At 61.6% G+C, this 26,412-nt stretch carries 20 protein-coding genes; 15 read left to right on the forward strand and 5 right to left on the reverse strand.

What is annotated here, in order from left to right:
• Positions 1-37: 37 nt before the first annotated feature.
• Positions 38-1,702 carry an alpha-amylase family protein gene (locus tag HDG33_RS07025; protein ID WP_184023355.1) on the forward strand — a complete coding sequence of 555 codons (1,665 nt, stop codon included), beginning with the start codon at positions 38-40 and terminating at the stop codon, positions 1,700-1,702.
• 176 nt (positions 1,703-1,878) lie between these two features.
• Entirely contained in the window at positions 1,879-2,892 is a 1,014-nt protein-coding gene (locus tag HDG33_RS07030) for a Gfo/Idh/MocA family protein (protein ID WP_184023357.1), read from the forward strand.
• A 97-nt stretch (positions 2,893-2,989) separates the two neighbouring features.
• Here the strand turns inward: HDG33_RS07030 and HDG33_RS07035 are convergent, their stop codons facing one another.
• The 3 genes from HDG33_RS07035 to HDG33_RS07040 all read right to left on the reverse strand — a co-directional run bounded on the left by HDG33_RS07035 (position 2,990) and on the right by HDG33_RS07040 (position 4,725).
• Complete coding sequence (locus HDG33_RS07035; protein ID WP_084754269.1) at positions 2,990-3,337, reverse strand: hypothetical protein; 348 nt, start codon at positions 3,335-3,337, stop codon at positions 2,990-2,992.
• Positions 3,338-3,470: 133 nt separating this feature from the next.
• A complete protein-coding gene (locus tag HDG33_RS37175; protein WP_260330336.1) occupies positions 3,471-3,728 on the reverse strand; it encodes a hypothetical protein in 258 nt (85 codons plus the stop codon).
• A 292-nt stretch (positions 3,729-4,020) separates the two neighbouring features.
• Positions 4,021-4,725 carry a GntR family transcriptional regulator gene (locus HDG33_RS07040; RefSeq protein WP_184023359.1) on the reverse strand — a complete coding sequence of 235 codons (705 nt, stop codon included), beginning with the start codon at positions 4,723-4,725 and terminating at the stop codon, positions 4,021-4,023.
• 205 nt (positions 4,726-4,930) lie between these two features.
• Between HDG33_RS07040 and HDG33_RS07045 the strand changes: the two genes are divergently transcribed.
• From HDG33_RS07045 to HDG33_RS07105, 13 genes are all read left to right on the forward strand, one after another.
• Positions 4,931-6,205 (forward strand): glucarate dehydratase family protein, encoded by a 1,275-nt coding sequence (locus HDG33_RS07045; RefSeq protein WP_184023361.1) that lies wholly within the window; start codon positions 4,931-4,933, stop codon positions 6,203-6,205.
• A 71-nt stretch (positions 6,206-6,276) separates the two neighbouring features.
• Complete coding sequence (locus HDG33_RS07050; RefSeq protein ID WP_184023363.1) at positions 6,277-7,605, forward strand: MFS transporter; 1,329 nt, start codon at positions 6,277-6,279, stop codon at positions 7,603-7,605.
• Between the two features lie 51 nt (positions 7,606-7,656).
• A complete protein-coding gene (locus HDG33_RS07055; protein ID WP_184023365.1) occupies positions 7,657-8,946 on the forward strand; it encodes an MFS transporter in 1,290 nt (429 codons plus the stop codon).
• A 671-nt stretch (positions 8,947-9,617) separates the two neighbouring features.
• Entirely contained in the window at positions 9,618-17,945 is an 8,328-nt protein-coding gene (locus tag HDG33_RS07060) for a hemagglutinin repeat-containing protein (RefSeq protein ID WP_184023367.1), read from the forward strand.
• Positions 17,946-17,958: 13 nt separating this feature from the next.
• Positions 17,959-18,243, forward strand: a complete 285-nt coding sequence (locus tag HDG33_RS07065; RefSeq protein WP_184023369.1) for a hypothetical protein — start codon at positions 17,959-17,961, stop codon at positions 18,241-18,243.
• 5 nt (positions 18,244-18,248) lie between these two features.
• Positions 18,249-18,914: a hypothetical protein gene (locus HDG33_RS07070; RefSeq protein ID WP_221311327.1), complete on the forward strand. Its 666-nt coding sequence runs from the start codon at positions 18,249-18,251 to the stop codon at positions 18,912-18,914.
• Positions 18,911-19,171, forward strand: a complete 261-nt coding sequence (locus tag HDG33_RS07075; protein ID WP_184024345.1) for a hypothetical protein — start codon at positions 18,911-18,913, stop codon at positions 19,169-19,171. Before HDG33_RS07070 ends, HDG33_RS07075 begins: the two co-directional genes overlap by 4 nt.
• Positions 19,172-19,215: 44 nt before the next feature.
• Positions 19,216-19,641, forward strand: coding sequence for a hypothetical protein (locus tag HDG33_RS07080; protein ID WP_184023373.1), 426 nt, complete (start codon positions 19,216-19,218; stop codon positions 19,639-19,641).
• Positions 19,642-20,559 carry a hypothetical protein gene (locus tag HDG33_RS07085; RefSeq protein ID WP_184023376.1) on the forward strand — a complete coding sequence of 306 codons (918 nt, stop codon included), beginning with the start codon at positions 19,642-19,644 and terminating at the stop codon, positions 20,557-20,559.
• The gene (locus HDG33_RS07090) at positions 20,556-20,813 is read left to right on the forward strand and encodes a hypothetical protein (RefSeq protein WP_184024347.1); all 258 of its coding nucleotides are present in this window, start codon (positions 20,556-20,558) and stop codon (positions 20,811-20,813) included. Before HDG33_RS07085 ends, HDG33_RS07090 begins: the two co-directional genes overlap by 4 nt.
• 2 nt (positions 20,814-20,815) lie before the next feature.
• Positions 20,816-22,573: a ShlB/FhaC/HecB family hemolysin secretion/activation protein gene (locus tag HDG33_RS07095; RefSeq protein ID WP_184023378.1), complete on the forward strand. Its 1,758-nt coding sequence runs from the start codon at positions 20,816-20,818 to the stop codon at positions 22,571-22,573.
• Positions 22,574-22,604: 31 nt separating this feature from the next.
• A complete protein-coding gene (locus HDG33_RS07100; protein ID WP_184023381.1) occupies positions 22,605-23,225 on the forward strand; it encodes a hypothetical protein in 621 nt (206 codons plus the stop codon).
• A 145-nt stretch (positions 23,226-23,370) separates the two neighbouring features.
• On the forward strand, positions 23,371-24,105 hold the full coding sequence (locus HDG33_RS07105) for an ABC transporter substrate-binding protein (RefSeq protein WP_184023383.1): 735 nt from the start codon (positions 23,371-23,373) through the stop codon (positions 24,103-24,105).
• Between the two features lie 107 nt (positions 24,106-24,212).
• Here the strand turns inward: HDG33_RS07105 and HDG33_RS07110 are convergent, their stop codons facing one another.
• On the reverse strand, positions 24,213-24,629 hold the full coding sequence (locus HDG33_RS07110) for an organic hydroperoxide resistance protein (RefSeq protein ID WP_184023385.1): 417 nt from the start codon (positions 24,627-24,629) through the stop codon (positions 24,213-24,215).
• Between the two features lie 233 nt (positions 24,630-24,862).
• On the reverse strand, positions 24,863-26,167 hold the full coding sequence (locus tag HDG33_RS07115) for a cation:proton antiporter (protein ID WP_184023387.1): 1,305 nt from the start codon (positions 26,165-26,167) through the stop codon (positions 24,863-24,865).
• Positions 26,168-26,412: the final 245 nt, after the last annotated feature.

Here is a 26,412-nt window from a genome sequence, read left to right on the forward strand (position 1 = left end):
TTCGCGATCGATCGTTTTGGCGCTATGCGCGGAACCTATGCTCAATGACCTCTGGTACAAGAACGCGATCATTTATTGCCTCTCGGTAGGCACCTTCATGGATGCGAATGGCGACGGCGTCGGCGACTTCCAGGGCCTGATGCGCAGGCTCGATTACCTGCAAGGGCTTGGCATGACGACGATCTGGCTGATGCCCTTCCACCCCTCGCCCGGACGCGATAACGGTTACGACGTTTGCGACTATTACAACGTCGACCCGAAGTACGGCACGCTCGGCGATTTCGCCGAGCTTACGCATGCGTGCGCCGAGCGGGGCTTGCGCGTCATCATCGATCTGGTGGTCAATCACACGTCCGATCAGCATCCGTGGTTCCTGGAAGCACGCAGCGATCCCGCTTCGAAGTATCGCGACTGGTATGTCTGGTCGGACGACAAACCGCCCGATGCGCAACGTGGCGTCGCGTTTCCGGGCGTGCAGAAGTCGACCTGGAGTTTCGACAAGCGGGCGAGACGCTGGTACTTTCATCGTTTCTATGATTTTCAACCGGACCTGAACACATCGAATCCGCATGTGCAGGCGGAATTGCTGAAGATCATGGGCTTCTGGATCCAGCTGGGGGTTTCCGGATTCCGCATGGACGCGGTGCCCTTCGTCATCGCGACGAAGGGCCCGAAGGTGCGCCGCCCTGTCGAGCAATATGAGATGTTGCGAACGTTTCGCGAGTTTCTGCAGTGGCGCGAGGGCGATGCGATCATTCTGGCCGAAGCCAACGTGCCGCCCAAAACCGACCTCCACTACTTCGGCGACGAGGGCGAGCGCCTGCCGATGATGTTCAACTTCCGGGTCAATCAAAACACGTTCTACACGCTCGCGACGGGCAACACGAAGCCGTTGAAGGACGCGCTCCTTGCGACGAAGCCACGGCCGCCGAGCGCGCAATGGGGGGTGTTTCTGCGCAATCACGACGAACTCGATCTGGGCCGGCTGACGCCCGCTCAGCGCGCGGCAGTGTTCGCCGCGTTCGCTCCGGACCCCGACATGCAGCTCTATGGGCGCGGCATCCGCCGCAGACTTGCGCCAATGCTGTCGGGCGACAGACGCCGCCTTGAACTTGCCTACAGCCTGATGTTGAGTTTGCCCGGCACGCCCGTGTTCCGGTACGGCGATGAAATCGGCATGGGCGACGACCTGCGCCGGCCCGAGCGCCAATGTGCGCGCACGCCGATGCAATGGTCGGGCGAGCCGCAAGGCGGCTTCACCAGTCATTCAAACCCGCCCGTCCCGACGATCTGCGGCGGGGCTTATGGCTTCGAGCGGGTCAACGTGGCGAAGCAGCGACGCGATCCCGATTCGTTTCTCAACTGGACGGAGCGGATGATTCGCATGCGCAAGGAAGTGCCGGAAATCAGCTGGGGGGACTTCGAAGTGCTGCCTACCTCGCGAAACAATGTGCTCGCGCTCAGTTATCAGTGGCGTAACAACTCCGTGCTGTTTCTGCATAATTTCCGCGCCGAAGCGTGTACCGTCGAATTCCGCCTAAGCTCCGACGAACCGGGTAGACAGTCGCTGATCAATCTTCTGTCCGACGACCACAGCGAGTCCGACGATGGCGGCCGCCACGCGGTGGTGCTCGAGCCGTTCGGATACCGATGGTATCGGGTGGGCGGCCTCGGCTATCTGCTCAGGCGGACCGAGGTCTAGCTGACGAGTCGCGATCGTGCCTTCGGTCGGACCGGGTATCGGGTATCACGGGGCGACACGGTTAAACTGATACGATCGCGTGCTTCTGGTCGTTCGCGGACTCACGCGACTTGTCGACTCACGCGAATGTTCAGCCTGCTCGACTCATCGGATACGCAATCGAATAAAGGGATGTCATGGCAAAGGATGAAATAGTCTGGGGAATTTTGGGCGCCGCAAAGATCAACGATAAGGTGGTCGTGCCCATGCACAACGCGCCGAAGTGTCGGGTGAAAGGCATCGCGTCACGCTCTCCGGAGAAGGCGCGGGAAGCCGCGGCCAGGTATGGTCTGGCTGTCGCATACGATAGTTACGAGGCGCTCCTCGCGGACCCGGAAATCGACGCGGTCTATATTCCATTACCCAATCATCTCCACGTGGAATGGACGATCAAATCGGTCGAGGCGGGCAAGCACGTCCTGTGTGAGAAGCCGATCAGCCTGGACGCTCAACAGGTTGAACGGCTGATCGCCGCGCGCGACAAGAACGGCCGATACGTCCAGGAAGCGTTCATGGTTCGCACGCATCCGCAATGGTTGAAGGTGCGGACCTTGATCGACGAAGGCGCGATCGGCGAATTGCGGGCAGTGACCGGCGGTTTCACCTATCACAACACGAACGAACACAATATCCGCAACAGGAGCGAGCTAGGTGGCGGCGGTCTGCTCGATATTGGTTGTTATCCGATCACGACGTCGCGCTTCACTATCGGGCGTGAGCCACGGCGCGTAGTTGCGCTGGTGGAGCAGGATCCGACCTTCAAAGTGGACCGGCTCGGCTCCGTGCTGATGGACTTCGATGGCGTGCAGGCGAGTTTCTTTTACTCGACTCAGACCTATCCGTACCAGCGGATGCAATTTCACGGTACCAAGGGGCGAATCGAAGTCGAAATTCCATTCAATGCACCACACGATCGACCGACGCGCCTGCTAATCAGTGAGCACAATAGCGACGGTGTCGCGACTGATCGCTGGCTGGAGCTTGCGGTGTGCGATCAATATGGCGTAGCCGCCGCCACGTTCGCGCAGGCGATCCTGAGTGGGAGCCCGCAGGCTATTCCGCTAGAAGATGCGCGCGCGAATATGCGGGTGATCGATGCCGTGTTCCGCTCGGCTCAATCGGGCGCGTGGGAGAGCATCGCCCAAAGTTGACGTGCAACGCTTGCACTTGCCGCGCTGTTCGACGCGCGGCAAGTGCCCAGTTGTCCGCTTTCGCAAAGCCATAGACTATGGCAAGCGAAAGTGGTCTCTACCTGGCCGGCGCGGTGACATCGCAGTCGCCGCCGTGGGCACCGCTGCCGGTGTTTTTCAGCGTAAGCACGAGTCTGCTACCTCTGTTTGCCGTCATGATCTGACCATAGCTAACCGTGGGAATGAACTGGATATCCGGTGCCACCGCCACCGGGGGATTTCTCGCTCCGTCGACGGTCAGGTCGAGTTCCACGGTGATAGAGTCGATTGCAGCGCCCAGATCCTGCTTCCGGCCGGCCTGATCTTTGCGGAAATTGCACAGGCCCTGGAGAACCTGCTCGAGGGCAGTCGGGATATCAACCGGCTTGCCCGGTGCGATCGGAGGCGTGTTACAGCCGACGATCATGAACGGCAAGGTGCAAAGCGCTACGTATCGGCAGGCTCGCATCAGCTTCCCCGCTTGATCTGGTGGACGTGGTGTCTGCCATCCCGTGCTGTCGCTGGTTCAGTGCCCAGCTGGCGCACGCGAACGCAAACGCTCAATACTTGATATTCCTGGCCGCCTGACGGCCGTTCTGCTTGGTTTGCCGCTTGTCCTGCCGGCATTGCGAATTGCTCTTCTGGTCCGTGGCCCGGCACTCCTGCTTCGTGTGGCGGGAACCCTGGCGTGTCTCCTGGCGAACGTCACGTCCGGCGCGACGTTGCTGAGCCTGTTCGGTTGCCCAGGAGCTTCCCGCGCAAGCCATCACGGACACAGCCGTAACCGCGACCGCGAACTCCCGGCTCCATGAAAACATGGTGACCTCCCTGACAGATTGAACACGAGTGTGCCGACTTTGTACAAGGGTGCCACGCGTGGCTGTCGCGTCAATCGGACCAAGGTCTTAGGGCCTTCGCGTCGTGCGCGATCCACATGCGGCGCGCTTCGTTTTCCCAGGCGGGTCCGAACAGCCGCCGTGCTTCCGGTTCGATGAACAAGAAAACGAGGATGTTGCGGTCCGCTCAACGAAGCGGTATCCCACGCGGCCGCGAACGGCGGTCCATTCAGAATGACCGTGAACCAGCCGTAGCCAGCGAATCAGCGAACGCTCACTCGTCCGCCAAAAAATTCGGATGACTCGTGCGGATCTGATCGATCTGACTCAGCGTCCCCGACAGATGCTTGCGTAGCGCTGCCTGCGCCGCCTCGACATCGCCTTTGTCGATCGCATCGACGATCTCGGTGTGATCGCGCACGACCGCTATCGTCTTGCCCTCCACCGGCAGATTCAGGCGCCGCAGCCGGTCGATATGGCCGCTCAACCTACGCACCAGATCCCATAGCTGCGGCACGCCGGCCGCCTCGTACATCTGCCGATGAAACGCCTGATCGAGCAGCGAGAACTGCTCGTAGTTCTTCAGGTCGAGCAATTCCGTTTGCCGCGCGATCGTCAGGCGCAGTTCAGCGATCAGCGTGGCGTCGCGCTGCTCCGCGAGCGTGCGCACCACTTCGAGTTCAATCGAGCGGCGCAGGAAATGCGCCTGCAGCGCGGACGTCACGTTGATCTGACTGACGACCGTCGCGTGCTGCGGATAGATGTCGACGAGACCTTCCTCGCCGAGCTTCATCAGCGCGTCGCGCACGGGCGTCTGGCTGAGCCCGTAGCGGTTCGCCAGCTCGGTGCGCGACAGCACCGTACCCGGCGTGAGTTCGAGGGAAAGGATCATTTCGCGCAGTCGCTCGAATACTTGCGGCGCGGCGTGGCGGGAGCGGTCGAGCCGGGTTACCGTCGACGAATGAGCGTGGTTTTTCATGGCAGAAACTGAAGCATGGAAGCAGGCGTGACCCGGCATGGCGGTCCGCTGAGGCACTAGTACTATAGCCGACGCTCGCCCCTTCCAGCGGGCTTGCGAGCGGAATTCCGCGAACAGTGCACATGGGTACTTACCCCAGTAACGCACTAATACATTAGTGCTTTACCATCCGTCCCATCAAACTCCTCTTATGCCGATTGCCATCATGACTCGCGACATCACCATCACGCAGGTGCGCATCACCCCGATCGCCTTCCGCGACGGCCCGCTGCTCAACGCCGCCGGAATCCACGAACCTTGGGCGCTGCGCGCCATCGTCGAGCTGGAGACGAGCGACGGCCGCGTCGGCATCTCCGAGACCTATGGCGACGAACCGATGCTGCGCGTGCTCGAACAGGCGAAGTCGCTGGTGACCGGCCTGTCGCCGTTCGACCTCAATCGGATGGAAGAGCGCGTGCGAGCGTCGATCAAGGCGAGCCCGGGCGCGGTCGAATTCGAACTCGCGCCGGGCTCGCACTCGGCGAAGAACGCGCCGAAAGTCATCAGCACGCTCGAAGTCGCGATGCTCGATCTGCAAGGGCAGATCGTCGGCGCGCCGATCGTCGATCTGCTCGGCGGCAAGGTGCGCGACACCGTGCCCTACAGCGCCTATCTGTTCTTCAAATACGCCGAGCACGTCGACAAGCCCTATGCACCCGATGCCTGGGGCGAAGGCCTGAGCCCCGAGCAGATCGTCGCGCAGGCGCGGCGAATGATCGAGCTGTATGGCTTCCAGAGCATCAAGCTGAAGGGCGGCGTGTTCGAACCGGCACACGAAATCGCGTGCATGCGCGCGCTGCATCAGGCGTTCCCCGGCGTGCCGCTGCGCCTCGACCCGAACGCCAACTGGACGCTCGAAACGAGCATCGCCGCCGCCCCTGAACTCGACGAGCTGCTCGAGTACTACGAAGACCCGTGCCCGGGTCTCGAAGGGATGGCCGAACTGGCGAAGCACACGCGCCTGCCGCTCGCGACCAACATGGTCATCACGACGATGGAAGATTTCCGGCGCGGCGCCGAGATGGGTTCGGTCAAGGTCCTGCTGTCGGATCACCACTACTGGGGCGGCCTGCGCGCGACGCAGACGCTCGCGCGCATGTGCAAGCTGTGGGATCTCGGCATGTCGATGCACTCGAACTCGCACCTCGGCATCAGCCTGATGGCGATGACGCACGTCGCGGCAAGCATCCCCAACCTGACCTATGCGTGCGACACGCATTATCCGTGGCAGGAGGAAGAAGTCATCAAGGGCGGCCGCGTGGAGTTCGACAACGGCTCGGTGCGCGTGCCCACCACGCCGGGCCTCGGCGTCGAGCTCGACCGCGAGCGGCTCGCCGAACTGCATGCGCAGTATCTGTCGTGCGGCGTGCGCAATCGCGATGACCTCTCGCAGATGCGCAAGTACGAGCCGGGCTTCACCGGCAAGAATCCGCGCTTTTAGCTCCCGCTTCCAATCCGCGCCTACGAGCCCTGCGACGCGCAACGCGCGTCGCCATCGAAGGAGACAACCCCATGAGTAGCCCGATTGCCGACACGGCGCGGCCCGAGCTCGCCGGCGCGCTGGCGAGCGCGGTGCGCAAGATCAAATGGCGCGTGCTGCCGCTGTTCGTCGTGATGTTCATCGTGAACTACATCGACCGCGTGAACATCGGCTTCGTGCGCCAGCATCTGAGCGCCGATCTGGGCATCGGGGCGGCGGCCTATGGGCTCGGCGCGGGGCTCTTCTTCATCAGCTACGCGATCTTCGAAGTGCCGTCGAACATCCTGCTGCAGCGCTACGGCGCGAAGCTGTGGCTCGCGCGCATCATGCTCACGTGGGGGCTGGCCGCGGCCGGCATGGCGTTCGTGCGCGGCGAGACGTCGTTCTACGCGATGCGGCTCCTGCTCGGCGCGGCCGAAGCGGGCTTCTTTCCCGGCGTCATCTACTACTTCACGCAATGGCTGCCGAGCAACGAGCGCGGCAAGGCGATGGCGATCTTCCTGAGCGGCTCGGCGCTCGCGTCGGTGCTGTCCGGGCCGATCTCCGGCGGGCTGATGCTGATCGAAGGCGCGGGGCTGCGCGGCTGGCAGTGGATGTTCATCATCGAAGGCATGTTCTCGGTCGTGCTCGCGGGCTTCATCCTGCTGTGGCTCGACTCGAAGCCGCGCGACGCCACCTGGCTCACCCGCGCCGAGCGGGACGCCTTGCTCGATGCGGTCGGCGAGGAGCAACGCCAGCGCGCCGCCGCGCACCCGGTCAAGCCATCGATAGGCGCGCTGCTGCGCGATCCGCAAATCCTGATCTTTTGCCTGATCTACTTCGCGGTATCGCTGACCATCTACGGCGCGACCTTCTGGCTGCCCAGCATCATCCGCAAGATGGGCCATTTCAACGATTTCCAGGTCGGCCTGTACAACTCGATTCCGTGGCTGATCTCGATCGCGGCGATGTATCTGTTCGCGATGCTCGCGGCGCGCTTCAAGTTCCAGCAGGCGTGGGTCGCGTGCGCGCTGCTGATCGCCGCGCTCGGCATGTATGCGGCCGGCCAGGGCGGCCCGGTGTTTTCGTTCGTCGCGATCTGCTTTGCTGCGATCGGCTTCAAGGCCGCCTCGTCACTGTTCTGGGTGATCCCGCAGGGCTATCTCGACGCGCGGATTTCCGCCGCGGTGCTGGCGCTGATCAACTCGATCGGCAACCTCGGCGGCTTCGTCGCGCCAGCGGCCTTCGGCTTCCTCGAACAGAAGACCGGCTCGATCGAGGGCGGCCTCACTGGACTCGCGGTGATGTCGGTGGTGGCCGCCGGGGTCGCGTTCTTCTCCCGCATGAGCCCGCGCGAAGGAATGCCCGCCTCCGCGCATTGACTGCATCGAACAACCGTATAGACACTATTTCCAGAAACCTTAGGAGACACGATGAAAACGATAGAAGCCACGACGGCCGTCGCACGCGCGGCCGTCGGACGATACCGATGGACCATCTGCGCGATGATCTTCGCCGCGACGACGATCAACTACATGGATCGTCAGATGCTCGGGCTGCTCGCGCCGCTGCTGCAAAAGGATATCGGCTGGAGCCAGGTGCAGTATGCACAGACCGTGATGGTGTTTACGGTCGCCTATGCGGTGGGTCTCGCGATCTTCGGCCGCATCGCGGATCGCGTCAGCACGAAGAAGGTCTACGGCAGCGCGATGGCGCTGTGGAGTCTCGCGGCGATGCTCCACGCGGTGGCATCGACCGTGCCGGGCTTCGCGGCCGTGCGCGGTCTGCTCGGCTTCAGCGAGGCGGCCAATTTTCCGGTTGCGATCCGCACTACCGCCACGTGGTTTCCGAAGAAGGAACGCGCGCTAGCGACGGGCTTCTGGAACATGGGCGCGACGATCGGCGGCATCGTGGCGCCGGCCTTCGTGCCGATCGCTGCCGTGATGTGGGGCTGGCGCGCGACGTTCATCGCGGGCGGCGCGACCGGTTTCATCTGGCTGGCGGTGTGGATGCTCGTTTATCGGCAGCCTTCGGAGCATCCGTCCGTGTCGAAGGAAGAACTCGACTACATCAATGCGGATCGCGAGGAAGTCGTCGAGCAGAAAGTCGGCTGGTTGTCGGTGCTCAAGTACCGCGAAACGTGGGCGTTTGTCTTCGGCAAGCTGCTGACCGATCCGGTGTGGTGGTTCTATCTGTTCTGGCTGCCCAAGTGGCTCAATGAGTCGCGCCATATCGACATCGGACATATGGGTCTCCCACTGATCGCTATCTATACGATGGCGTCGGTCGGCAGCGTGGCGGGCGGGTGGCTGTCGTCGCGTTTGATGGCACGCACCAACAAACCGAATTTTGCGCGCAAGCTCACAATGCTCATCTGTGCGTTGTGCGTGGTGCCGATCGCCACCTTGTCGTATTTCCAGAGCCTGTGGTACGCGGTGTTCGCCGTGGGTCTCGCGGCAGCGGCGCATCAGGGCTGGTCGGCGAACCTCGTCACGACGGTCGGCGACGTGTTTCCGAAGCGGCTGGTCGGCACGGTGGTCGGCATCGGCGGTGTGGCGGGGATGGTCGGCTCGTTCTTCTACTCCGGCGTGATCGGCGAGACGTTGCAGCGCACCGGGCAGTATTGGGCGCTCTTCACCGTCGGCGCGTCGGCGTATCTGGTTGCGTTGGGCATCATTCATCTGCTAATGCCGCGGATGACGGCGGTGAAGCTGCGGGATTGAAGTGCTGGTGGTGGGTGGGAGGACGGGGGGACGTGGTATGGATAGGTGGCGTTCCTCACCCTTGCAGGCACGGCCCCCGCAGACGCGGGGCCGCTTCTTGTCATTCCTTAGCGTCCGTATAAACACAAGCCGATATATCCACCGTTCGGAGATAATCCTTCTTGCAACACGACGCAATCTCCGCGCGTTTTTCCCGATGAAATATACGCTTGTGGCGGAGCCTTTTTATAGTCAAAGGCCTATCCATCGGTGGATGTGGACGCAGAGGTCCCGGCTGCGCGGTGATGCAGAACAACTCCAATCAACTAGTGGCGCGCATCATAAACTGCGAGACGTTGAAACGAAAGAGCCCGCATTGGCGGGCTTTTTCGTTTCATGGACAGCATTGCAGCTGATTAACTGACGTATCAGGCAGTTTTTGTCGATTGTCAAATCCGACTTTTCATGCGAATCCGGTTTTGACAATCAGATGACTCCGAATTCGAAAAATGTGGTTTTAGTGTCGAATCCTGACAATCGTTGACAGAAATTAGTTTGCGATTGCCTCAGCATGAACCGTATGCGCGCGAGGTGTGCGCCGTCAGGTGCGATGCCGGTCCGGCGTCGTGTGAGGTCACTGGAATACGCCGTTGCAGTATGCAGGGCTTCATCCAGCATCACAGGTACAAGCAATGAATAACCGTTATTACCGGCTTGTTTTCAGCAAGCTCCGGGGAATGCTCGTTGCGGTCGCAGAAACCGCAGTCGGACAAGGTAAGGCAGGTCAGGGAGAAACCGGCCCATCGGTCGCGCTGCAATCGTTCACCCTCTTCGCAATCCGTCACGCGGCCTTTGCCGCACTAGCTATTTTCGGTCTTGCGCCCGTCACGTCGTACGCGCAGATCGTTCCCGGTGGCGCACATGCACCCGGCGTCATCAGCACGGCGAATGGTCTACCACAGGTGAACGTGAACAGACCGTCGAATGCGGGCATATCCGTGAATACGTACTCGCAGTTCGATGTGCAAAAAAACGGCGCGATCCTCAATAATTCGCCCGTTAACACGAACACCCAACTCGCCGGGCAGATATCGGGTAATCCGAACTTCGGACCGAACAACGCCGCAAAGATAATCGTCAACCAGGTCAACAGCAATAATCCGTCGCTATTGCGCGGTTATGTCGAGGTCGCGGGGAAAAAGGCGGATGTCATCATATCGAACGCTTCCGGCCTGGTCGTGGACGGCGGCGGCTTTATCAACACCGCACGTGGAATTTTAACGACTGGTAATCCGCTGATCGACGGCAATGGCAATCTGACGGGTTTCAGTGTAACGGGCGGCATGATTACTGTCCAAGGGGCGGGCCTGAACACTTCAAATATTGATGAAGTGGACTTATTGTCCCGCGCCCTGCAGGTGAATGCAGCGATATATGGCAAGTCAATGCATGTTGTGACGGGCGCAAACAGCATCGACTACACGAGCCTGATTCCAACGCCGATTGCAGGAAGTGGCCCCGCTCCCGGCGTTTCCATCGACGTGTCGCAACTGGGTGGCATGTACAGCAACCGCATCGTTCTGGTGGGGACGGAGAACGGCGTGGGTGTTGCGAATGCCGGTACCATCGCTGCGCAGGCGGGGGATCTGATACTCACGAGCGCGGGCCAGCTTGTACAGTCCGGCACGATGAACGCGAGCGGCAATCTCGGAATTAACGCGGCGGGCGTCGCGAACAGCGGCACGATCTACGCCCAAGGCAATACCTCCATTGGCACGGCGGGAGCCGTTACCAACAGTGGCACCGTTGCGGCACAACAGAATACGTCGATCACTGCGGGCAGCGTTGCATCGACCGGCACGCTCGGCGCGGGCGTGAATGGCGATGGTTCGGTGGGCAGCGGCGGCGACCTGCTGCTTTCCGCATCGGGCCAGCTTGATGCCAGCGGCCTGAACATGGCGGGCGGCAATGCGACGCTCTCGGGCAGCGGCGTGAATCTCGCGGGCAGCGAGACGGCGGCGAACGGCAACATGGCGCTGGCGGCATACGCGGGCGACGTGAACCTCGCCGGGGCGACCACGAGCGCCGCAGGCGCGGTCAACGCGCAGGCTGCAGGTGCGCTGGTCAATGACCGGGGAACGCTGACGGCCGGCGGCAGCATGACGCTTGACGCCGGCAGCCTGTCGAACCAGAACGGCGGCATGTCCTCGCAGGGAGCGTTCGTCGCACAGACTTCGGGACAGATTGCGAATCAGGGCGGCGAAATGGTTTCGCAGGGTGCGATGCAGGTACGCGGCGGAGACATTTCGAACAACCAGGGGGCCATGCAGGGCGCCACGGGCGTGCTGGTAGCCGGAGCCTCGCTGGACAACAGTGCGGGCCGGATAACGTCGCTCAGCGCAGACGGCCTGTCAGTCACGACCACGGGGCAGCTTCTGAACGCAGCAGGCACCACCGCCGGTGGTGCGCAGGGTGGCGTGATTGGCGGCAATGGTACCGTGACCCTGCAAGGCGGGAGCATTGTCAATCACGGCACGGTCAGCGCGCAAACGGATCTCCAGCTTGACGCGCAGTCCCTGAACAACGACGCGGGTACGCTTCAGGCGCAGAACAATGCGACCATCAATGCCGGGGCGCAACTTACCGATAACGGCGGCGTGATCGTAGCCGGTCAGCTGGCGGCGGTGAGCGCCACGACGCTGGACAACAGCGGTGGCGTCACCCAGGCGGCGCAACTGTCGCTTGACGCCACGAACCTCCTCAATCACGCAGGCACGATCACGCAGACTGGCACGTCAGCGATGACCGTGGCCGTCTCGGGAACGCTCGATAACTCTGCGGGCGGGAAAGTCCAGACGAACAGCACGGACCTCACGCTCGCCCCGGCGGTTCTGAAAAATGATGGTGGCACCATCACCCACGCGGGAACTGGCACTCTCGCGATTGATCCGGGTAATGGCTCGGGTTCCTTTTCAAATGCGGGCGGCACGGTGATCACGGCGGGGCAGCTTTCGGTGCACGCCGGCAGCCTCAACAATCAGGCCGGCGCGCTGGCTGCGATGGGGGCCATCGCGGCCAGCGTCGCAGGCGACGTGAACAACACGCAGGGGGCGGTACGTTCGCTGTCGTCGATCTCGCTCGCGAGCGGCGGCGCACTCACGGACACGGGCGGCCAGATCCAGTCAGGTACCGGCGCTGCGGGCGACGCCAGCTCGCTCTCGGTTCAGGCGGCTTCCATCGACAGCACAGACGGGCTCATCGGCAACCTCGGCACGGGAGACACCACCGTGCAGGGCGGCAGCCAGATCGTGAACAGTGGCGGCCTGATCGCAGGTAATGGGTCCGTGAAGCTCGGCGCGTCTTCCATCTCCAACACGCAGGGCGGCCAGGTCAGTGGCGCGAATGTCGCGATCCAGACCGGTACGCTCGATGACACGGGGGGCAAGATTGGCACCTTCGCCGGTTCGGGCGGCAATGTCGTCATTTCGGCGAGCGGGGCCGTGTCGAACACCGACGGCCAGATTGGAGCCGATCACGACCTGTTGCTGAATGCCGCGACGCTCACGGGTGGCGGCGCATACAGCGCGGCCAATGACGTGTCGGTGAATGTTCAGGGCGATTTTGCGCCGACGCCGGATATGCAGTTCATGGCCGGTCACGACCTCACCTTTACGCTGCCCGGCACGTTCAGCAATTCCGGCTCGCTCGAGGCGGTCGATAACCTGGCCATCAACGCGGACGACATCGCCAACAGTGGGGCGATGATGGCAGGCGGCACGCTCATCACGCACTCGAACACGCTGGAAAACACCGGTGCAATAGTCGGCGGCAGCGTGTCGCTGAACGCCACCAACAGCATTTCGAATGTAGGACCAACCGCGCTCATTGGCGCGACGGAGAGCAACGGCACGCTGGAACTGCTCGCGCCCGACATCGAGAACCGCGACGACACCACGGCCACCGACACGCAGGCGACGACCGCGATTTTCGGCTTGGGCAATGTCGTCCTCGCAGGCGGCAAGGATGCGAACGGCAACTACACGAACGCGAATCTTATCCGCAACCAGTCGGCGCTGATCCAGTCGGCGGGCGACATGACGCTCGCCGCCAATCAGGTCACGAATACGCGGACGACGATGACCACGACGGGGCTGAATCAGTCTGTCGATCCGTCCTTGATCGCTCAGCTCGGCATCAGCCTGTCCGGGTGTACTGCGGTCAACATGGCCGCGTGCTCGGGTCAGGATGTGGGCTGGACCACCCCGGATAACCCGGCGTTCCTGACCATGATTGGCGGTGTGTACACGGTGCCGCCGCACGGCGGCCAGTGGAATAGCGGCTACCAGTACACGACCTATACGGGCGTGGCGGTAGCAAACCTGATTGCGTCCATCAGCCCGCAGGCGCAGATCATTGCGGGCGGCAACCTGGACGCGTCGAAAACGGGGCTGTTCCAGAACTACTGGAGCGCCGTCGCCGCCGCGGGCAACATTGCGATGCCCGTCTCGCTCGACGCGGATAGCTGGCGCGGGCAACTCGCGCCCGAGGTACAGGTCACCTACTCGGGCTACTATCACTACAACAACTACGACAACAGCGAACACAACTGGACCTTGCCGTTCGGCAATGCGCCGTTTGTCGGTTCCAATCCGGGCGGCTACCAGGTAGCACCGGCTGACGTTCGCGTCTACGGCCTGCCCGACTACGAATCCACTTGGACGGCCGGTGGCACGATTTCTGGTACAGGCGTGAGCGTCAACAACACGGCGGGTAATGCGGGGATTCCATCGCTCGGGCTTGTACCCGGCCAGTCGGTCAGCGGGGTGAATGTCGGCGGGGTCGGCGGCAGCGCCGTCCAGGTCGATCCGGCGATTGCTCGCGCCACGGCGGCGAACGTCCTGAGCAACCTGACGATCCCGCAGGGCGGACTGTTCAGACCGGACACGGCACCGAACGCGCCGTACCTGATCGAGTCGAACCCGGCCTTTACGAACGCGAAATCGTTCATTTCCAGCGACTACTATCTCCAGCAGCTTGGCCTGAATCCCCAGACGGTGGAAAAGCGCCTCGGCGACGGCCTGTACGAGCAGCAGCTCGTGCAGAACCAGATAACGTCGCTGACCGGCAAGGCCGTACTCGGCCCCTACACCGATACGCAGTCGATGTACGAAGCGATGCTGGCAGCAGGCGCATCGCTCGCTGAATCCCTGAATCTGTCGCTCGGAGTGGCGCTGTCGCCCGAGCAGGTCGCCGCGCTCACGACCAACGTGGTCATCATGCAGACCGAGATCGTGGACGGGCAGTCGGTGCTCGTGCCGGTCGTCTATCTCGCGCAGGCCAGTCAGCAGAACATGAATGGGCCGCTCATCGCGGCGACCAACATCGATCTTCAGAACGCGCAGAGTTTCACGAATAGCGGCACGATCCAGGCCAGCAATTCGCTGACGATCAACGGCCAGTCCGTAGACAACGCGTTCGGCACCTTGCAAAGCGGTGGCCTCATGTCGCTGGCGACAACGGGCGATGTCAACCTGACCTCGGCGACCGTAAAGGCCGGGAGCCTCGCGCTGAATGCAGGCGGCAACCTGCTGCTGAATACGGCGACGAACACCGTCAATCAGGTCAGCGCAACAGGGGCGACGCGAACCACGACCAAGCTGGGCCCCATCGCGAACGTGAGCGTGGCAGGCGACGCCGCGATTGTGACAGGCGGCAACTTCGAGCAGAACGGGGCCAATCTCAATGTCGGCGGCAACCTCGGCATGGCCGTGGGCGGCAACTACGACATCGGCACCGTTCAGACCGGCGAGCAGAAGGTGGTTCATGGCGCGAACGGCGTGTCGGATACGGACCTCAACAGCGCGAACGGCAGTTCCGTGAATGTTGGCGGCGTTTCGCAGATCGGCGTAGGCGGCAATCTGACCGCGACGGGCGCGAATATCAATCTCGGCGGCGGCGGGACGATCGCGGTGAACGGCGACGTGACGCTCCAGGCGGCGAACGCGACCTCGACCGTCGACAGCAACAGCTCGGTCAGCGACAGTCACGGCAGCAATTCAGACTCGTTGCACACGTCCGCCGATACGCTGACGGCGACGACGCTTAATTCCGGCAATTCGCTTACCGTCGCATCGGGAAACTATATCAACCTGATCGGCAGCACGATCAACCTCGACAAGGGGACGGCCACGCTTGCGGCTGCGAACAACGTTAATATCGGCGCGGCCACCACGACCTATGTCGACAATTTCCAGGGGCAGCATAGCCACAGCAACGTGGTAAGCGGCAAGGAGGTATCGAGTTCGAGCAACACGACGACGACGCTTTCGCAGGGCAGCATGATTTCTGCAGACGGCGTGTCGATCTCAAGCGGCAAGGATATCAACGTCGCGGGCAGCACGATCGTCGGGACAAACGATGTCTCACTGAGCGCCGTGCATGACGTGAACATCACCACGACGCAGGATACGAGTCAGAGCAGTTCGTTCTATGAGGAAAAGAAGTCGGGCTTCGGCGCGATGAGCGGTGGTGGCGTGAGCCTGAACTACGGCAATAGCGACACGAAGGAGACTACGCATGACAGCAGCGTGACGAACAACGCCAGCCTTGTCGGCAGCACGAACGGCAACCTCTCGATTCAGGCGGGCAACACCCTGCACGTAACGGGCAGCGATCTCGTGGCAGCCCAGAATGTCACGGGCACGGCGGCCAACGTGATCATCGATGCGGCGACCGACACCTCGCACCACGACGAAACCCAGGAGGTGAAGCAGAGCGGTTTCACACTCGGCCTGTCGGGCAGCGTGGGCGATGCGATCAACGGTGCGTACCAGCAGGGCCAGGCGCTCGCGAGCGGCAACAGCAACGGCCGCGCCGAGGCGCTGCACGCCATTGCGGCGGGCGGCAATGCGGCGATGGCGGGTATGGGTGCAGCGGGTGTGATGGGCGGCGCAACCGGGCCGAACGCGCCGAGCATTGGCGTGCAGTTGAGCTTCGGTTCCAGTCAGAGCAAGAATACGTTCACCGAGGATCAGACGACGCAGAAGGGTTCGAACGTTCAGGCGGGCGGCACCGCAGCTTTCGTGGCAACTGGCGACGGCACGCCCGGCAGCGGCAACCTGACAATCGCGGGTTCGAACGTGAGCGCGAACGATGTCGTGCTCGCCGCGAAAAATCAGGTCAACATCGTCAACACCACGGACACGGACACGACCGCCAGCACGAACAAATCGAGCAGCGCGAGCGTCGGTGTGTCCTATGGCACGCAGGGTTTCGGCGTCTCGGCGTCAATGTCCAACGCGCACGGCGACGGCAACAGCAATGCGGCGATCCAGAACGCGTCACACGTAAGCGGCGCGAACGGCGTGACCATCGTTTCGGGGGGCGATACCAACATTATCGGATCGCAGGTCAGCGGTAACCAGGTGACCGCGCAAGTCGGCGGTAACCTGAACATCCAGAGCGTGCAGGATACGACAGTGAGCGCCGCGCACCAGAGCAGCGTGGGCGGCGGCTTCAGCATCAGCCAGGGCGGCGGCAGCGCGAGCTTCAGCGCGCAGAACGGGCATGCCGATTCGAACTATGCGCAGGTGAACGAACAGGCGGGTATTCAGGCGGGCAACGGTGGCTTTGATATTAGTGTCAAGGGCAACACGAATCTGGCGGGCGCGGTGATTGCCAGCGATGCCGATGCGTCGAAGAATTCGCTGACGACCGGTACGCTCACCTACAGCGATATCCAGAATCAGTCGCACTACAGCGCGTCGAGCAACGGGATCGGCGCGGGTGTGGGCGTAGGCAACACCGGCAAGGCGACGGGTCCGGGTTCGGTCAGTGGCACACCTGGCATTACGCCGATGATCTCGCAAAACGAGAACGGTGACGACAGCGCCACCACGCGCAGTGCGGTCAGCGCAGGCGCGCTCAATATTACGGACGGCGCGAAGCAGTCGCAGGATGTGGCGGGCCTGCGCCGCGATACAACGGATACCAACGGGACGGTCTCGAAAACGCCGGACGTGAACGATATCCTGAACCAGCAGGCGGACACGATGGCGGCGGCGCAGGCGGCAGGCCAGGTGGTCGCGCAGGGTAATGGCGCGTATGCCGAAGCGAAACAGGAGGCAGCCGAAAAGGCTGGTGACACGGCTACGGCCGCTGCATGGGCCGAAGGCGGTGACAACCGTGCACTGCTGCATCTGGCGGGCGGCGCGCTGATTGGCGGCCTCGGTGGCGGCGGTGCGTTCGGGGCGATCGGTGGTGCGGCTGGTGCGGGCCTATCTTCGAAGCTCGCGGGGCAGCTTGAGAGCCTGTCCAAAGGTGTCGCAACAGAAACGGGCTCGGAACTGCTCGGCAACCTTGCTGCGAATGTCGCAGCGGGCGTGGGAGGTGTACTCGTCGGCGGCACCGCAGGCGCGGCCACGGCGTCGAACGTCGAGTTGTACAACCAGATGCTTCATCAGAAGAAGAAAGACCTCGTATCGCAGGTTTGTGGGGCGGGCGCGCAGTGCAGTGATGAGACGCTGAATGCTGTGATCCAGGCGCAGGGCGATCTTTACAATACTGCCCAGAATAACGTGCGCGACACGAGCGTCGCTGCAGGTGTCATTGCCGGCAGCGTTGCTGCGGGTGTTCTGGCTCCAGAAGCCTATGCCGCATATAAGGCTGCGCAGGCGGGGTATTCTCTTGCGACGGCCGCGTTGACCGGTGCAGCTATTTCCAGCGGGACATATACTGCGCCGATCGTGTTGAGGTCAGATTACTCCAGCGCTCAGAACTTCGTTGACAGTTTCAACCAGCAATTCTCTGCGGTCGGTCTGGGCGCAGCAGCGAGTGTAGGAGCGGTAAACGGCATGTTCGCGACATCGATGTTTGGCTGGGCAGGTGTCGCAAATTCGATAAAGAATGTTGCCACAGTCCCCGGCTTTGTGCTTCAGGTCAACAAATTCGTCTTGGGGCAGGCCGCAGGTAAAGCGGCTCAGGCGGCTGTTCAATCGCCTCAAGGATCATCAAACAAGTGATGAGGAACTAACAATGTTCGATGGCTTTTGGAGCGGTGTTTTTGGTGGTCTGTTTGGCCCAGCGATTTCGCGTTGGCTTGGGCGGTACACGTTTTGGAAAGTCTTTGTCATCTCCCTAACAGGGATTTATGCGCTGATGTTTCTAATTGCGAGTTTTAAATTGGGCGTTGCGCATGCGATAAAAACGATATCGGCAATAATTCTTACGATCCCGGGATTTTTTGCACCAGTTGGGATCGCTGCAGCCCTGGCATTCTGCGCATTCCTCGGTGCAACGTCAGCGAAGGAAAAAGAATAGTCCCTTTGGTGGACGTCAACGGCGCAACTGCATCGCGTGCGCCAGCGACCCTGGTGGGCCAGACGCCTACCGATTCGGGTGCGCGATGGATGTCTGCCGGGACAACTGCAAACGGACAACCGGTCCTGACGCAAATACTTGCGCCGTCCGATGCCCCGTTGCAGAGCTATATTCTGGCGAACTACAACGGCGTATCGCCGGGGCAGGTGCCTAGCGAATTTACGTATCCGTCGAGCAGCACTGGCGGCTCAATCAACGTGACCGGACCATTTACCAATTTCGGTCAATCAGACCTTGATTTCGTGCGCGGCACTACTGCGGACGTGGCTACGATGATATCGACTTCTGCTGGACGATTTGGATCAGCGACCGCGGCTGCGGCATCCATCCCATCACCCTACGCGCCTGTGTTCGATTCGGCGACATTTGTAGCGACAGCGTTCGGTATGGCAGCCGATGGCGTCAGTCAGTTGGTACAACCGAATGTAGGTCAGTACTATGAGAATAACATCGCCGGGATCACCGGAAATGCGGTTGGGGGCAAGTATCCGGGATTGGCGCCTGCGGTGAATGAAACGGTAAACGCCATTAATAATACTTCTGCTGCTACCGCGATCCAGAATTTCTTCAATAAATCGTGGAGCAACTTCGTAGACGGAGGGAGCAAGTGAAAATTATTGAAAATGGAAATCTAACGTGGTGGTTTAGTGTGGTGCTGATAATTATTGGGGTAGCAATCATGTTCGCATCTTTTAAGTATGCGCCGCCATCGCGATGGAGCGTTATCCCGGTTCTGTTCGGTTTTGGCGTCGCGGCTGTAGGTGGAATGGCTTGCAGGGCGCGAATGATGCACCTCAAGCCTTTTGATAACAGCTACAAGAAGGCGCGCAAGAGCTACGAAACGAAGGCGGATGAGGAAGATAAATAACGAAATGCGGTCCGTAAAGGCCGCTTACCGGAGTTGTCCACGCTATGAATCAAAGAATATTGGCTAGCTTATTTTTGAGTTTTTTCCTTGTCAATGCGTCGTATGCTCATGAGCCAAATTGCCAGTCACAGACGATTGAGTCCCATACAAGTAAAATATGCGTTGTCGATAAACCGTTTCAACATACCTACTACATGCTGTCGGTTGATGGATCATTTATATTCTCGTTGCCCGATGACTATGTTGAGAGCGTTACACTGGTGCATCATATACCTGAGGATGCAGCAATCGAATTTCCGCTTTCCAAGCAGGGCACTCCCACCGTAACTATTTCGGGTGGTTGTTTGCCTATTTCGGAAAAACAGGATGTTGATGGGAAGAAGGTTGGTATCGAAGTTGGTCGCTCCTGTTCCTTTAATTGGGGAAATGTAGCGATAGTCAAGGATTTGCAGTTTAAATCTGAGCTTTGAATGACGAAAAACCAGCTGGAAAGCCTTTCAAAGGGCGTCACGGCGGAGACGGGTTCGAGCCTCCTGGGCAACCTTGCCGCGAACGTCGTAGCGAACGTGGGCGGCGCACTGGTCGGTGGAGGAACAGCGGGCGCGGCAACCGCAACGAACGTGGACCTCTACAATCGTCAACTGGATACCAAGGAGAAATCGCTCGCGCAGCAATTGTCCGATGCGAGCGGCGGGAAATACACGGTAGCGCAGATCGAGGACCAGATGCGCCAGATGGATATGAGCGTCAACGGCACCACTACATCGGGTGCGCCAGCTACCCTGGTGGGCCAGACGCCTACCGATTCCGGTGCGCAATGGATGTCTGCCGGGACAACTGCAAACGGACAGCCGGTCCTGACGCAAATACTTGCGCCGTCCGATGCCGCGTTGCAGAGCTATATTCTGGCGAACTACAACAGCATATCGCCGGGGCAAATGCCTAACGAGTTTACGTATCCATCGGGCAGCAGAGATGGTTCGATCAACGTGACTGGACCATTCACCAGTTTCGGTCAGTCGGACGCAAACTTCGTGCGGAATACGACGGCCGATGCGGCCTCAATGATTTCAACCAATGTTGGGCGTATTGGTGCTGCCGCTGCGACAGCAGCAGCACTGCCAACACCATATGCACCAGTTTTTGAAGGAATTGCGTTTGGATCGACAGTCACGGGTTGGGTAGCAGATTTCGTGGTACAGACGGCACGTCCCAATCCGGGTTCGTATGTGGCGGGGGCAGTTGTGGATCTGCCACTGGGAGGTGTTGCGAACAAATATCCTCTCGCTGGCACGGTAATTACTGAATCTGGCAGTTGGATCAAGAACACTACGACGTTTAATGACGTCAGCAGCCAACTGAACAACGCGGTGCAAAACAAAAAATGAAGATCATAAGCAACGGAAACTGCGCGCCCTGGTTTCGCATTCTGTTGTGGGCAACGGGTATAGCGATAGCGGCAGCCTCATACTTCCTTTTGTCTGGCATAGAAAAGTTTGTTGGCGTTGTTATCGGAATGATTGTTCTGGCGACAGGTACCTATGCAGAGCGCGCAAATATGCTTCATTTGAAGCCTTTCGACGACAGCTACAAGAAGGCGCGCAAAAGCTATGAAAGGGACGATGACGAAAGCAAGAAGTGAAGATGAAAAATAAGAAGAGGCGTTCGTTAGGCCCGCTCGCGGTTCTTGTTTCTCTCGCCGTCCACGCCCAAACCCCGCCCGAGATAGCAGCGGCGGCGCGCACGAACGCCGAGCAGAACCAGCAGGTTCAGCAGCAGCGCGATGCGCAGCAGCGCGACGCGCAGCAGCGCGCGGCCACCGTCGCCGCGCCGGTTGTGCGCTCGACCGCACCGGTAGCGGGAGAATGGCCGGTGCTGCCAGTCGAGACGCCGTGCTTTCGCATCGACACGTTCGCGGTCGATGTGCCTGAAACGCTGCCTGAGGCGGTTCGCGTGAAAGGCGCGTCGGCATTGCCGATGGACCCATTCGCATTCCTGCATGAATGGCTGCGGCATTACGAGGGGCAATGCGTCGGCAAGCAGGGTGTAGACATGCTGGCGAAGGGGCTGCAAGGCGCAGTCCTGAGCCACGGCCACATCACGTCGCGCGTCCTGTTGCCGACCCAGGACCTCTCGAAAGGTACGCTGAAGTTCACCCTCATACCGGGCGTTATCAGAAACCTGAAGTTTGCTGACGCCAGCACGCAAGGCACGCTGAAAACCGCGTTCCCTGCACGCGACGGCGACGTACTCCAGTTGCGTGACCTTGAGCAAGGTCTGGAACAGATGAAGCGCATACCGAACCAGGATGCGACGATGGAGATTGTCCCCGGCGTCGTGCCCGGCGAAAGCGATGTGGTCGTGACCGTGAAACGCACGAAGCCCTGGTCGCTCGTGGTCTCGGCAGACAACTCGGGTACCGACGAGACGGGCCGGTATATCGGTAACGTAACGCTCGGCCTGTATAACCTGCTGGGCCTGAATGACATTCTCTCGGCGGGGTTCAACCAGGATTTGCAGTTTGGCAATCACGACCTCGGCACGCACGGCTGGAACGCCTCGTATGCGATGCCGTGGGGTTACTGGACTGGCACGCTGTACGGCTATACGAACACGTATTACCAGCAGATCGCGGCCACCAATGGAACCTACGTTGCGAGCGGCAACGCGCAGACGGCGGGCCTGAAACTGGAGCGGGTTGTCCACCGCAGCCAGAACGATGTGTCGGGAGTCGAGTTCCAGCTTATCAAGCGCTTCGGTGTGAGTTTCATCGAGGACGCCGAGATTCCGCAGCAGTACCGCGACAATACATTTATCGAGGCGGGGCTGACCAACCGGCACTACTTCGGCGCGGCGCAGTTCGACGGGACACTGGCCTACCGTCAGGGTATCGGTGGCCTCGGCGCGCAGCCCGACACACCGGGTGGCCCAACCTACCGCTTCAAGATGGCGACGCTCGACGCAAACCTCTCGGTACCGTTCGCGGTCGCCGGGCAGGCGCTTCGTTATGTCGGCACCCTGCACGGGCAGTTCACCAACGACGAACTGAACTATATCGATGACCTGAGTATTGGCAGCCGCTACACGGTGCGTGGCTTTAGCGGACAAACGATGCTCGCGGCAGAAAGAGGCTTCTACTGGCGCAACGAACTCCAGTATCCGCTCGGCCAGACGGGGCAGGTTCTTTATGCAGGCCTCGACTACGGTCACCTGTGGGGACCGTCCACGGCGTACCTCGCGGGTACGCAGCTCGCGGGTGCGGTCCTGGGGTTCAAGGGTTCCGTACCCTCGCGCCTGGGCACGTTCAGCTATGACGTGTTCGCCGGGACGCCGGTCTATGCACCGACCGGCTTTCCTGCGCCGAGCGTCACCCTGGGCTTTCAGGTGACAGGGCAATTCTGATGAGTGATTCACTGACCATAAGGAGATAACAATGCTGATGAGCCGGAAATTTTCGATGAGTCTGATTGGTGCCGCAGTGCTGCTTGCTGCGTGCGGCAGTGGGAGCGGCAGCGGTGGTAGTAGCGGTGACGCAGCAGCGGCGGCGGATTCGTCGGCCTCGGCACCGGGAGCCGCTTCTGCTCCAGACGCGGCGTCATCCCCGCAATCGACCGCGTTCAACTGTCCGGCCAACTACAAGCGGCTCGATATTGCCCTCGGTACGGCAGCCGGCACGCCTATGACGATGGTAACCGACGACAATATCGCAACCTTGACACTGAAGGCCCCCACTGGCGGCGTCACGCGCGCTCTGACGCTCTGCCTGGGCAAACCCGATCCGGTGCCCGCTGGCGTGCAGACCAGCTACGCCTACGAAATCACGGAAGGCGGTGATGGCGATATCACGCAGATGGACAGCCGGCTACTGACTTTCAATTTCACGACGACCCAGCCCGTGACGGGTACACCGGCGGTCGAACTGGCGACCGTCACGACGGCGGGTGTGGCCTATTCGCCGACAATTCCGGGGGCGCTGATGGCGGTAAGCCCGAACTACAGTGTTGCCGGTTATGTGAACGGGACCGGGCTGTACGTCGTTCGCCTGACGAAGTAGGCCCATGAGCGGACGACACAAGCAATGACTTGGCAGCGATGCGCGAGCATCTGCGACATACTCTCAACGCGCTATCCCGCATCAGCGAAATCCTCGAACCCTAAGACTGCGCTTCGCCCCGAACGCGGTCGCCACGAGAGGCCTTATGACCATCGATCCCTCCGTCGTCGCCGCATTCACGCCCACGGGCAAGCTGCGCGCGTCGATCAATCTCGGCAATCCAATCCTGGCCAATCGTCACGCCGACTCCGGCGAGCCGTTCGGCGTATCGATCGATCTCGCGCGCGCGTTCGCCGCGAAACTGGGCGTCGAACTGGAGCTGGTCGTCTTCGATACGGCCGGCAAATCGGTGCAGGCCGTCGGCGAGGAGCGCGCGGATTTCGGCTTCTTCGCGATCGATCCGTTGCGCGGCGAGACGATTGCGTTCACGGCGCCGTATGTGTTGATCGAAGGCTTCTACCTGGTGCGCGACGACTCGCCGGTACGCTCGAATCAGGATGCGGATCAGGCGCACAACCGGGTCGTCGTTGGCAAAGGCAGTGCGTACGATCTGTTTCTGACGCGCGAGCTGAAATCCGCGCAAATCGTGCGCGCGCCGAGCTCGCCGAGCGTCGTGCCGACGTTTATCGAGCAGCATCTGGAAGTGGCGGCAGGCGTGAAGCAGCAACTCGAGGCCGATGCGAAGCAAACTCCCGGTCTGCGGCTGCTAGACGAGCGCTTCATGGTGATCCGGCAGGCGATGGGTGTGCCGAAGAGCCGCGGCGAAGCGGCGGCTCACGCGCTGTGTTCGTTTGTGGAAGAGATGAAGGCCTCGGGTTTTGTGGCGCAATCGCTCGCGCGGCACAAGATCGCGGGAGCGTCGGTTGCGCCTGCGGCGTAGCGGGCCGCTCGAACCCGACACCGCGTAGCTTTCGAAGCTGCTGGCATAGCAGATACGCGGGGCCGCGCGATGCTTCGGCGCGGCCCCGCCATCACCTTCAGCGACGCTCAAACGAGCGTAGTCTGCACATCCACATTACCGCGCAACGCCTTCGAATACGGGCAGGTCAGATGCGCTCGCTCGATCAACCCCTGCGCCACGTCACGCTCGACACCGGGAAGACTGACGAACAGCCGCGCCTGAAGAAAGTAAGCGCCATCGGTGGTGCCGAGATCGATCTCCGCATCGACGCTGGTATCGGCCGGCAACGACAGGTGCAACGCGCGCGCCGCCAACCCGAGTGCGCCGATGAAACACGCCGACCAGCCCGCGCCGAGCAACTGCTCGGGATTCGTTCCACCCCCCGAGGTGCCGGGCGGCGACAGCTTGATGTCGAGACGGCCGTCCGAGCTGCGCGCGGCGCCTTCGCGGCCGCCGGTCGTATGGGTTTTGCCGGTGTACAGCACTTCTTCGATGCGGGTCATGGTGGCTTACTCCTGTTGATCCGGTGATATTCAGGTCTGCAAATCCGGGCTCGAACTTGCGGTGCACGTATTTGAACGCGCCGACGTATCTCGCATGTGTCTGGATCAGCGGGTTTGGTAAGCGCACGTATCCCCGGGCCGCGCGGATACATTGCGATACAAGGAGCGGCAAACGGGAGCCAGGTGGAGCGCGGCGCGACAACTCACGCGCGCCATCGCGCCCGTCGCTTCATTCAGCGACGCCGGTCGAAATACCGCCGCAACAGATAGTTCGCGGTCGAGCCATGCAGCAGCACCGACAACACGATCGCATCGAGCACGGCCGGCAGCAGCGGCGTCATCGCGCCACGCACGTATTCGAGGCCGAACATCAGGTAGTAAAACGCGCCGACGCCGCGAATCCCCATCCACGCCATCAGATGCCGCTGGCTATTGTCGACGCGCGCACCCATCATCGCGACGACGACGGACAGCGGCCGCGCGACGAAAAACAGAAACACCGCGGGCAACACGGCGCGCAGATCGAACATCTCGCGCCAGTGCGCGGACACGACGCAGCCGATGATCAGCATCAGCGACAACTCCGCGAGCCGCTCCATTTCGCGCATGAAGCCCATCATCGATTCGGCGAGGATCGCATGCGCCATTTCTGGATCCTGGGCGACATCGACCTGTTCGCCGTGCTGCACCTCGTCGAGCACTTCCGAGGGATTCTTGTCGCCCGTCGCGCGCAGTTCCTCGTGACGGACGGCGACGCCCGCCACGAACACCGCGACGAACGCATAAGCGTGCAGCAGCAGCGCCGCGCCGTACGAGGTCGACATCAGGCCTAGCGCGAGAAACCCGTCGAGACCGATCGCTTCGCCGTAGCGGGTGCGCAGAAAGAAGATCGCGCGCGCGAACACGATCGCAAACACGCAACCGATCACGAGCGCACTGACGATCCCCCACAGCACCGAGCCGACGAAATGCACGCCACTGCCCGAGCCGAACAGCCTCGCGCCGGCAAGCGTCAGTCCCAGCACCGCAAACGGATAGGCGGCACCGTCGTTCAGGCCGCCTTCACCCGACAACGCGAAGCGCACGGGCTCGTCGTCGCCAGCTTGCGTCACGCGCAGCTCGTTGGCGAGCACCGGGTCGGTCGGCGCGAGCGCGGCCGCGAGGAACAACGCCGCGCCGTCCGCGCGGCCGGTCACCAAAGCGGTGAAGCCGAACATCAAGGCGACGGTGAAGAGCATCGCCGGGCCGCCGAGCCGCAGCGGCAACAACCACAGCGGATTGCGCAGCCGCACGCGCAGATGCATGCCGATCGAAAACAACGACACGACGAGCCCGACTTCAGCCAGCGTCGCGAGCAACGCGGTATTGCGCAGCAGATCGACCCCGACGAGCCCGGACACGGCCGGCCCGACCGCCACGCCGACCAGCAGATAGATCATCGCGCCGGTCAGCGGCAAGCGGCGGATCGGCCCGCGCGCGACGGCCATGAACGTGAGCAGCGCGCCGATCAGCAGGAACCAGACCGGTTCGTCCTTCATGGCGGAATCGCGAGCACGCGCGGCGACGGCGGCAGCCAGGCCGCGTCGCCGCTAGCGCGCGCTGCTCGCGCCATGCCTGCGGCGCTGTCCGTGCTGAACCGCGGCCTGGTTCGCGCGCCCCGCGTGTTCACGGTTCGCCTGGTCGCGGCTCGACTCGCCAGGCGCCTTGCGCGCAGACGACGCCACTGGCAACACCCGACATCGCGGCGATGGCAAGGCGCTGTACAACCTTGTTCATGAGCGAC

This window comes from Paraburkholderia sp. Cpub6, from assembly GCF_014201065.1.
Classification (GTDB): domain Bacteria; phylum Pseudomonadota; class Gammaproteobacteria; order Burkholderiales; family Burkholderiaceae; genus Paraburkholderia; species Paraburkholderia tuberum.

Coding starts and splice junctions, on each gene's coding strand:
- HDG33_RS07025 (WP_184023355.1), top strand. CDS start 38: ATGCTCAATGACCTCTGGTACAAGAACGCGATCATTTATTGCCTCTCG.
- HDG33_RS07030 (WP_184023357.1), top strand. CDS start 1,879: ATGGCAAAGGATGAAATAGTCTGGGGAATTTTGGGCGCCGCAAAGATC.
- HDG33_RS07035 (WP_084754269.1), bottom strand. CDS start 3,337: ATGATCGTCGGCTGTAACACGCCTCCGATCGCACCGGGCAAGCCGGTT.
- HDG33_RS37175 (WP_260330336.1), bottom strand. CDS start 3,728: ATGTTTTCATGGAGCCGGGAGTTCGCGGTCGCGGTTACGGCTGTGTCC.
- HDG33_RS07040 (WP_184023359.1), bottom strand. CDS start 4,725: ATGAAAAACCACGCTCATTCGTCGACGGTAACCCGGCTCGACCGCTCC.
- HDG33_RS07045 (WP_184023361.1), top strand. CDS start 4,931: ATGACTCGCGACATCACCATCACGCAGGTGCGCATCACCCCGATCGCC.
- HDG33_RS07050 (WP_184023363.1), top strand. CDS start 6,277: ATGAGTAGCCCGATTGCCGACACGGCGCGGCCCGAGCTCGCCGGCGCG.
- HDG33_RS07055 (WP_184023365.1), top strand. CDS start 7,657: ATGAAAACGATAGAAGCCACGACGGCCGTCGCACGCGCGGCCGTCGGA.
- HDG33_RS07060 (WP_184023367.1), top strand. CDS start 9,618: ATGAATAACCGTTATTACCGGCTTGTTTTCAGCAAGCTCCGGGGAATG.
- HDG33_RS07065 (WP_184023369.1), top strand. CDS start 17,959: ATGTTCGATGGCTTTTGGAGCGGTGTTTTTGGTGGTCTGTTTGGCCCA.
- HDG33_RS07080 (WP_184023373.1), top strand. CDS start 19,216: ATGAATCAAAGAATATTGGCTAGCTTATTTTTGAGTTTTTTCCTTGTC.
- HDG33_RS07085 (WP_184023376.1), top strand. CDS start 19,642: ATGACGAAAAACCAGCTGGAAAGCCTTTCAAAGGGCGTCACGGCGGAG.
- HDG33_RS07090 (WP_184024347.1), top strand. CDS start 20,556: ATGAAGATCATAAGCAACGGAAACTGCGCGCCCTGGTTTCGCATTCTG.
- HDG33_RS07095 (WP_184023378.1), top strand. CDS start 20,816: ATGAAAAATAAGAAGAGGCGTTCGTTAGGCCCGCTCGCGGTTCTTGTT.
- HDG33_RS07100 (WP_184023381.1), top strand. CDS start 22,605: ATGCTGATGAGCCGGAAATTTTCGATGAGTCTGATTGGTGCCGCAGTG.
- HDG33_RS07105 (WP_184023383.1), top strand. CDS start 23,371: ATGACCATCGATCCCTCCGTCGTCGCCGCATTCACGCCCACGGGCAAG.
- HDG33_RS07110 (WP_184023385.1), bottom strand. CDS start 24,629: ATGACCCGCATCGAAGAAGTGCTGTACACCGGCAAAACCCATACGACC.
- HDG33_RS07115 (WP_184023387.1), bottom strand. CDS start 26,167: ATGAAGGACGAACCGGTCTGGTTCCTGCTGATCGGCGCGCTGCTCACG.